This window comes from Rhizobium sp. 01T417 (assembly GCF_056398905.1).
This window is the reverse complement of record NZ_JBFTQH010000145.1, coordinates 1-1,146: the sequence shown is the minus strand read 5'-3', so window position 1 is coordinate 1,146 and position 1,146 is coordinate 1. Positions and strand designations below refer to the sequence as shown.

Below are 1,146 nucleotides of genomic sequence, written 5' to 3'. Positions count from 1 at the left end.
TGCTTGAGCAGGGGAATGGTGTAGAGGTGATTCACCCCGCGACGAATCTGCGACGACCGATTCACCCCGGCGCGATGGAAAACCATGGCATCGAAAATCAGCACCGAACCGGCCGACGCGGTAATTTGCGTCGCGTGTTGCAGCAGGTAATTTTCCGAGGGCATCGTATCGTGGCGGTGCGAATGCGGCAGCACGATGGTGCCGCCGGTCTCGGTCGTGAACGGATCGATCGCGAACAATGCGCCTAACGCAAGTGGTCGTGAACTCGTCCAGTTCTGATAGGGTAAATCCCGGTGCCAGGCGGTTTGATGATGGCGCTCGTCCGGCCTGTTGATGATGGCGTTCTGCAGATTCAGGATGTACCAGTCGCCAAGCACGCGGCGCATCAGTTCGAGTACCGTGGGCGTAGACGCCAACTGGACGAAGGCCTCGTCATAAATCAGCGGGGCCCGGCACAGATCCTGTTCCCCGATCGCAGTCAGCGCTTCGCGGCCACCGAACTCCGTTTCCTGCAGGGCGTAGACGGTATCGATCCGTTGTCGCCACGCCTCAAGTTGCGCGGTATCCAGCACGCCTTCTATGACGGTATAGCCGAGGACATCGAGCTCCTCTTGATACCTTGCAATGGCGTCCAGCATGGCATTCGGACGAATGCCTCCGTAATAGCTTTCGTTATTCATGGGATGCGTTTTCTTTCTTTCGTCGACGCCAGTTGCGTAAGCGCGTCAGATGCCGCGCAGGCGCGTGCTTGGCACCCGCGATCGCTCAGACGGTGGCGACGTGTAGACGCCTTCTGGTTCGGTGTCCGCACTGATTAAGGAGCCTGCTCCGATGACGCAGCGTGCGCCGATGGAAACGTGATCACGCACAGTGGAGTTCACGCCCAAAAAGGAACTGTCTCCCACGCGCACGCCACCCGAAATCACGACATGGGAACTGATGAAGCAGTTGTCCTCGATGACGGCGTGGTGTCCGATATGGTTGCCGCTCCACAACGTGACGTTGTCGCCAATGTGGGAAAACGGCTGGATCGTGTTGTCTTCGAGGATAAAACAATTGCCACCGGGCTCGAATCCGTCGAACGTCGTAGCCCGGCTGCTGATGTAGCTGGGCGTGCGATAACCGGCGTCGCGCACTGCCTGGACC

2 protein-coding genes are annotated in these 1,146 nt (G+C 58.9%); both read right to left on the bottom strand.

Annotated features, from left to right (window positions below):
- The coding region (locus AC1DPR_RS32065) for a phytanoyl-CoA dioxygenase family protein (RefSeq protein WP_477818037.1) at positions 1-680 on the bottom strand (680 nt) is incomplete at its 3' end.
- A 45-nt stretch (positions 681-725) separates the two neighbouring features.
- The coding region (locus AC1DPR_RS32060) for an acetyltransferase (RefSeq protein WP_477818036.1) at positions 726-1,146 on the bottom strand (421 nt) is incomplete at its 5' end.